Consider the following 7,885-nt stretch of genomic DNA (forward strand, 5'->3'; position numbering starts at 1 on the left):
TTCGGGCCGCTCACCCACCCACCCGGCAAGCCGCTCAGCCTGCGCCACCACCGCACCCGCACCACGCCCCGACACCACCCACGGCACCACCGACGAACCCACCGGAACCCGCGCAGCCGATGCCTCCGCCGGTTCCGCCACCGGCGGCTCCTCCACAATCACGTGCGCGTTCGTCCCACTCAGACCGAACGACGACACAGCCGCACGCCGCGGCCGCCCCTCCTCCGGCGCCGGCCACTCCCGCGCCTCCGTCAGCAGCTCCACAGCACCCGCGTCCCAGTCCACCTTGGACGAAGGCTCGTCGGAGTACAGGGACTTGGGCATCGTCTCGTGACGCATCGCCATGACCATCTTGATGATGCCCGCGACACCCGCCGCAGCCTGCGTGTGACCCATGTTCGACTTGATGGAGCCCAGCCACAGCGGCTGACCCTCGGGACGGTCCTGGCCGTAGGTCGCCAGCAACGCCTGCGCCTCGATCGGGTCACCCAGCGTCGTACCCGTACCGTGCGCCTCCACCACGTCGACCTGATCGGCACCCAGCCGCGCACTCGCCAGAGCCTGCCGGATCACCCGCTGCTGCGACGGACCGTTCGGGGTGGTGAGGCCGCTGGAGGCGCCGTCCTGGTTGATGGCGCTGCCGCGCACCACCGCCAGCACGGGGTGACCGTTGCGGCGTGCGTCCGACAGGCGCTCGACCAGCAGCATGCCCACGCCCTCGGAGCAGCCGACACCGTCGGCCGACTCGGAGAAGGACTTGCAGCGGCCGTCGGAGGCCAGGCCTCGCTGGGTGCTGAAATAGATGAACATGTCCGGGTTCGTCATCACGGTCACACCGCCGGCGAGGGCCAGCGAGCACTCCCCCGAGCGCAGCGCCTGTACCGCCATGTGGAGGGCGACCAGGGAGGACGAGCACGCCGTGTCCACGGTGACCGCCGGGCCCTCGAGGCCGAGGGTGTAGGCCACCCGGCCCGTCACCAGGCTGCCGTCGCTGCTGCCGAACCCGTAGTCGTGGTACATGACGCCGGCGAAGACGCCGGTGCGGCTGCCCTTCAGAGACAGCGGGTCGATGCCCGCACGCTCCACGGCCTCCCAGGACGACTCCAGGAGCAGGCGCTGCTGGGGGTCCATGCCCAGGGTTTCGTTCGGGCTGATGCCGAAGAAGGCGGGATCGAAGTCCGCCGCGTCGTGCAGGAAGCCGCCTTCCCGGGAGACGGTGCGGCCGGTCTTGCCCGGTTCGGGGTCGTACACGCCGTCGATGTCCCAGCCGCGGTCGGTGGGGAATCCGGACACGGCGTCCACGCCGTCGGCGACAAGCTGCCACAGCTCGTCCGGAGAGGTGGCGCCGCCCGGGAAGCGGCAGGCCATGCCGACGATCGCGATCGGCTCGCCGGCGGCGGCTTCGAGGTCGGCGTTCTGCCGGCGCAGGCGTTCGTTGTCCAGCATGGATTTTCTGAGCGCTTCGACGACCTGCTCGACGGATGCGTCCACGGTGAAGGTAAACCTCTCGCTCGGTGCGGGCCGGTGGACCCGGGCACTCAGTTGGTTTCGTCTCCGGACAGGGCGGCGCGGACCAGGTCCTCGATCCCCATGCTCTTGATCGCGTCACTGCGGTCCTCGTGCGCCTTGCCCGCCGTCGGTTCGGCGGGCGGGTTCGTGTCCTGCCCGGCCGCGGCGAGGGCGAGCAGCCCGTCCAGCAGGCCGGCCGCACGGAGGCTGTCCACGGAGAGGGACTGCAGCGCGCTCCGGACGGACGCGTCGTCGGGTTCGCCGGTCGCGGCGCCCTGCCCGGGGGCTTCCGGCAGGCCGGGCGTCAGCTCGTCCAGCAGGAACTCGGCGAGGACCGCCGGGTTGGGGTAGTCGAACATCATGGTGGCGGGGAGCCGCAGCCCGGTGGCGGTCTGGAGCCGGTTGCGGAGTTCGATCGCGGCCAGCGAGTCGAGGCCCAGCTCGGTGAAGCCCTTGCTGATGTCGATCGCCTGCGGGTCGTCGTGGCGTACCGCGGCCACGTGGGTGCGTACGAGGTCCACGAGGGCACGCTCGCGTTCCGCCTGGGCGAGGGGCGCCAGGTGGTCCTCCAGGGTGCCCGAACTCGTGGCGGCACCGGCACCGGCACCGGCTCCGGCACCGGCAGGGGTGGCGGCTGGGGTGGACGTGGGCTGTGTCGTCGGGGTCGCGGCGGGCCGGGCCGCGTCACGGCGGGCGACGCGCACGATCTCACGGAACAGCGGGGACAGTTCGTCGTCCGCGGCCTTCGCGAGGCGGGCGGCGGTCACGCGGATGGGGACGAGGAGGGCCTCGTCGAGGGCGACGGCCTCGTCGAACAGGGCCAGGCCCTCCTCGATGGCCATGGCTGGCATGCCCAGCCGGTCCATGCGGTGCAGGTCGTCCTCGGTCACTCCGCCGCCGAGGCCGGTCCTGGCCGTCCACAGGCCGAAGGCCAGCGAGGTCGCGGGCAGGCCGGCCGCCCGGCGGTGCAGGGCCAGGCCGTCGACGAAGCGGTTGGCCGCTCCGTAGTTGCCCTGGCCGACGCCGACGAGCAGCCCCGCGCACGAGGACAGCAGGACGAACGCGGACAGATCGAGGTCGCGGGTGAGTTCGTGCAGGTTCCACGCCGCGTCGACCTTGGGCCGCAGTACGGCCTCCACCTGCGCGGGCGTCAGCGACGTGACGAGGGCGTTGTCCATAACGCCCGCCGCGTGTACGACGCCGCGCAGCGGGCGGTCGTCCGGGATGCCGGCGAGCAGCTCGGTGAGCGCGGTGCGGTCGGCGGCGTCGCAGGCCGCGACGGTCGCCGCGGCGCCCAGCTCGGCGAGTTCCGCGACGAGTTCACCGGCGCCGGGGGCATCGGCCCCGCGGCGGCTGGTCAGGAGCAGATGGCGTACGCCGTGCTCGGTGACCAGGTGCCGGGCGAGGAGCGCTCCGAGGCCGCTGGTGCCGCCGGTGACCAGGACGGTGCCGGCGGGGTCCCAGGGAGCGGGGCGTTCGATGTCGTCCACGGGGATCCCGGTCAGCCTCGGGACGCGGACGTCGCTGCCGCGTACGGCGAACTCCGGTTCGCCCAGGGCCGCGAGCGGCGGGGTGACGCGGCTGTCCTCGTCGAGGTCGGCGAGGAGGAAACGGCCCGGGTTCTCCTGCTGGGCGGACCGCACCAGCCCCCACACGGGCGCCTGTGCGACGTCGACGGCCTCGTCGGTGCCGGTGTCGTCGCCGACGGCCACGGCACCGCGGGTCACCACCATCAGCCGGGTACCGGCGAGCCGTTCGTCGGTCGACCAGGTACGCAGGACCCGCAGGAGCCGGTCCAGTACGGCTCGCGTGGCGGACGGGACGTCCCCGTCCACCACCCGGGGGCACGGGTACAGCACCAGCTCGGGTACGGGGTCGCCGACGTCGAGGGCTGCCGTGAAGGCGTCCAGGTCGGCATGGGCGGTCACGTCATCGGGCACTCCGGCGTCCGCCGGTGTGCCGCCGAGGACCGCCCAGTCGCCGGCGGTGGTGCCGCCCGCGGTGCCCAGCGGCAGCGGGCTCCAGCCGACCCGGTGCAGCGCCTCGCGCTGTTCGGCGCCGGTCGAGGCGGCCGCCGCGGCGGCGACCCGGTCCGGGGTGACGGCCCGGACGACGAGGGACTCCACGGTCGCCACGGGCAGACCGGTGCTGTCGGCGAGTTGCAGCCGTACGGCGTCCGGGCCGATCGAGTTGAGCTTGACCCGCATCCGGGCTGCGCCGCCGGCGTGCAGGGAGACGCCCGTCCAGGCGAACGGCAGGTGAGAGGCGCCGACGTCCTGCGGCCGGTAACCGCCGAGGAAGTCCGTGGCGCTGAGCGCCGCGTCCAGCAGCGCCGGGTGCACCCGGTAGCCGACGGCCTCCTCCCGCGCCTCCTCGGGCAGGGCGACCTCGGCGAAGACGTCCTCGCCGTGCCGCCAGACGGCCTGGAGGCCGCGGAAGGTGGGGCCGTAGTAATAGCCCTGGCTGGTGAGGTAGTCGTAGACGTCGCTGATGTCGACGGCCTCCGCGCCCGGCGGCGGCCAGGCACCGGCGCCGAGCGGCGCGGGCGGCGACGCGGGGCCGGTGGACGGGGCGAGGAATCCGGAGACGTGCCGGGTCCAGCCGACGTGGTCGGGCACGTTCTCCGCCCGCGAGTACACCGCCAGAGAACGCCGGCCCGCGGTGTCCGCGGCGCCGACCAGCACCTGGACGGCGGTGCCGCCCGTGGCGGTCAGCGGCATGATCGCCTCGATGGTGAGTTCCTCGACGATGTCGCAGCCGACCTCCTCACCGGCGCGCAGGGCCAGTTCGACGAAGCCGGTGCCGGGCAGCAGCAGCGTGCCGAGCACGTTGTGGTCCGCCAGCCAGCGCTGGGTGTCCATGGCGAGCCTGCCGGTGAGGACCACCCCGCCGTTCTCCGGGGAGACGACGACCGCGCTGAGCAGCGGATGCGACCCGGCCTGCTGGCCGATGTCCTGTGCGGAGCCGGACATCGCGGCGGGGGCGGCGTCCAGCCAGTAGCGGCGCTTCTCGAACGCGTAGGTCGGCAGGTCGAGCCGGCGCGCGCCACGGCCCGCGAACACGGCCGCCCAGTCGGGGCCGGCCCCGTGCACGTGCAGCCGGGCGAGGGCGGTGAACAGGGCCTGCGGTTCCGGTGTGTCCTTGCGCAGGGCCGGCACGACGACGTGGCCGGGGTGCTCCAGACCGGCCGCGGCGAGGGCGCTGAGCACCCCGTCCGGACCGACCTCCACATACCGGGTGACACCGTCCGCCTCCAACTGCCGGACACCGTCCGCGAAGCGCACCGCCTGCCGGACGTGGCGCACCCAGTAGTCGGCGGAGGCCAGCTCTCCGGGTCCTGCCTCGCGGCCCGTCACGTTGGAGACGATCCGCAGGGCCGGGGTGCCGTACGAGAGCCCGTCGGCGATCTGCCGGAACTCCTCCAGCATCGGTTCCATCAGCGGCGAGTGGAAGGCGTGGGACACCCGCAACCTGCTGGTCTTGCGGCCGAGCCGCTCGAAATGGGCGGCAACGGCGAGAACGGCGCTCTCGTCTCCGGAGACGACCAGGGACGAGGGGCTGTTGAGGGCGGCGATACCGGTTCCCTCGCCCAGCAGGGGCAGTACCTCCTCCTCGGTCGCCTGCAGGGCGGTCATGGCCCCGCCGGCCGGCAGCGCCTGCATCAGCCGTCCGCGGGCGGCGACCAGGGCGCAGGCGTCGGGCAGGGACAGCACTCCCGACACGTGGGCGGCCGCCAGCTCACCGACCGAGTGACCCATGAGTACGTCGGGGACGACGCCCCAGGACTCGAGCAACCGGTACAGAGCGACTTCGAAGGCGAACAGGGCACTCTGCGTGTAGACGGTCCGGTCCAGTTCCCGGCCGCCGTCGGCGCCGTCCGCACCGTCCGCACCATCCATCGGGGCGAACATCACGTCCCGCAGCGGACGCTCCACGAGCGGGTCCAGGTGCTCGCACACCGCGTCGAGCGCCGTGGAGAACACCGGGAACAGCTCGTACAGTTCCCTGCCCATGCCGGGTCGTTGGGAGCCCTGTCCGGAGAACAGGAAGGCGAGCGGGGCGTCGGGGGCGACGACTCCGGTGACGGTGCCGGGCCGTTCCTCCTGCTCCGCGAGCGCGGTGAGTGCGCTGAGCGCGGTGTCCCGGTCGGTGGCGGCGACGACGGCCCGGTGGTCGAGTGCGGCCCGGCTCGTGGCCAGCGAGAAGGCGGTGTCCGACAGCGTGCGTCCGGGGTCCGCGGCCAGCCAGGACTTCAGCGCTTCGGCCTGCCGCAGCAGCCCGGAGGCGCTGGCGGCGCTCAGTACGAGGGGTACGACGGGTACGACGGGCAGCTCGGGCACCGTCGGCGACGCGGGCCGGGTGGCCTCGGGCTCGGTGGTCTCGGGCCCCTCGGCGGGCGCCTCCTCCAGGATCAGGTGCGCGTTGGTGCCGCTGAGCCCGAAGGAGGACACACCGGCCCGGCGGGTCCGCTCGGACCGGGGCCATGCACGCTCCCGGGTCAGCAGCCGTACGTTGCCCTCCGACCAGTCCACCTGCGGCGAGGGCTCGTCGACGTGCAGGGTGCGCGGCATCGTCTCGTTCCGCAGCGCCATGATGGCCTTGATGACACCGCTGACGCCGGCTGCGGCCTGCGCGTGACCCATGTTGGACTTGATGGAGCCCAGCCACAGCGGCTGGTCGTCGGCACGGCCTTGGCCGTAGGTGGCCAGCAGTGCCTGCGCTTCGATCGGGTCGCCGAGCCTGGTGCCCGTGCCGTGGCCCTCGACCAGGTCGATGTCCGACTCGGTCAGGCCGGCGGCGTCCAGCGCCTGGCGGATGACGCGCTGCTGCGAGGGTCCGTTGGGGGCGGTGAGGCCGTTGCTCGCGCCGTCCTGGTTGATGGCACTGCCGCGCACCACGGCCAGCACCGGGTGACCGTTGCGCCGGGCGTCCGACAGACGTTCCACCAGCAGCAGGCCCACGCCCTCGGACCAGCCGGTGCCGTCGGCGGATCCGGCGAAGGCCTTGCAGCGGCCGTCCGCGGACAGCCCGCGCTGCTGGCTGAAGTCGATGAACAGCTCCGGTGTCGCCATGACGGTGACACCGCCCGCCAGCGCCATGGTGACCTCGCCCTGACGCAGCGCCTGGCAGGCCATGTGCAGGGCGACCAGTGAGGAGGAGCAGGCCGTGTCCACGGTGACCGCCGGCCCTTCCAGGCCGAGGGTGTAGGCGACACGGCCGGAGGCGATGCTGGCCGCACTGCCGTTGCCGATGTAGCCGGTCAGGTCGTCGGGCACCTGCGGCAGCCTGCTGCGGTAGTCGTGGTACATGATGCCCGTGTAGACGCCGGTACGGCTGCCGCGGGCGGACTGCGGGTCGATGCCGGCCCGTTCGAAGGCCTCCCAGGCGCCCTGCAGCAGCAGCCGCTGCTGCGGGTCCATGGCCATCGCCTCGCGCGGCATGATCCCGAAGAACTCGGGATCGAACTCGGTCGCGTCGTGCAGGAATCCGCCCTGGCGGGTGTACGTGTGGCCGGCGACGCCGGGCTCGGGGTCGTAGATGTTGTCGACGGCCCAGCCGCGGTCCGCGGGGAAGTCGGAGACGACGTCACGACCGTCGACGAGCATCTGCCACACGTCCTCGGCGGAGTGCAGTCCGCCGGGGAACCGGCAGCTAATGCCGACGACGGCGATCGGCTCGTCCGTGTCGGCCGCCTTGACCGGAGTGACCGCGGCGGGCCTGGGCTCGGCCGCCGGGGTGACCCGGCTCCTGAGGTACTCGGTCACCGCACGTGCCGTCGGGTAGTCGAAGACGAGTGTGGCGGGCAACCGCACCCCGGCCTCGGCGCCCAGCGCGTTGCGCAGTTCGACCGCGGCCAGGGAGTCGAAGCCGAGGTCCTTGAACGCCCGGTCGGGGCCGATCGCCTCGATCCCGGAATGGCCGAGCACCGAGACCACGTGCTTGCGCACCAGGTCGAGCAGCAGGCGGTCACGCTGGGCGTCGTCGAGCCCGGCCAGGCGCTGGGCCAACGTGCCGGTGTCCGCGGTGGCGCCCGAGCGGGCGGTCCTGCGTGCGGCCGTGCCGGTCATTCCCTTGAGGAGGGCGGGGAGTTCCTCACCACGCGACGCCAACGCCGCCACATCGATCCGCAACGGCACCTGCACCGCATCACCGGGGCGGTCCAGAGCCGCGTCCAACAACTCCAACGCCTCGTCCACCGGCAACGCCGGAAGACCAAGCCGCGCCATCCGCGCCTCAGCCTCCACCTGCGAACCACCACCACCCAACCCACTCGCCGCAGCCCACAGGCCCCAGGCGAGTGAGGTGGCAGGCAGCCCACGACTGCGCCGGAACTGCGCCAGACCGTCCAGGAACGTGTTCGCCGCCGCATAGTTGG

General features: G+C 73.0%; 2 protein-coding genes. Both read right to left on the reverse strand.

Annotation, left to right across the window (positions count from 1 at the left end):
- Positions 1-1,491, reverse strand: a 1,491-nt coding sequence (locus KUM40_RS41835; RefSeq protein ID WP_308401310.1) for a beta-ketoacyl synthase N-terminal-like domain-containing protein, incomplete at its 3' end; no start/stop codon positions are given.
- A gap of 47 nt (positions 1,492-1,538) precedes the next feature.
- A partial coding sequence (locus KUM40_RS36015) for a type I polyketide synthase (protein WP_217170528.1) occupies positions 1,539-7,885 on the reverse strand: 6,347 nt, incomplete at its 5' end.

Origin of the sequence: Streptomyces sp. AC512_CC834 (assembly GCF_019049325.1) — a bacterium.
In the GTDB taxonomy this organism is placed as follows: domain Bacteria; phylum Actinomycetota; class Actinomycetes; order Streptomycetales; family Streptomycetaceae; genus Streptomyces.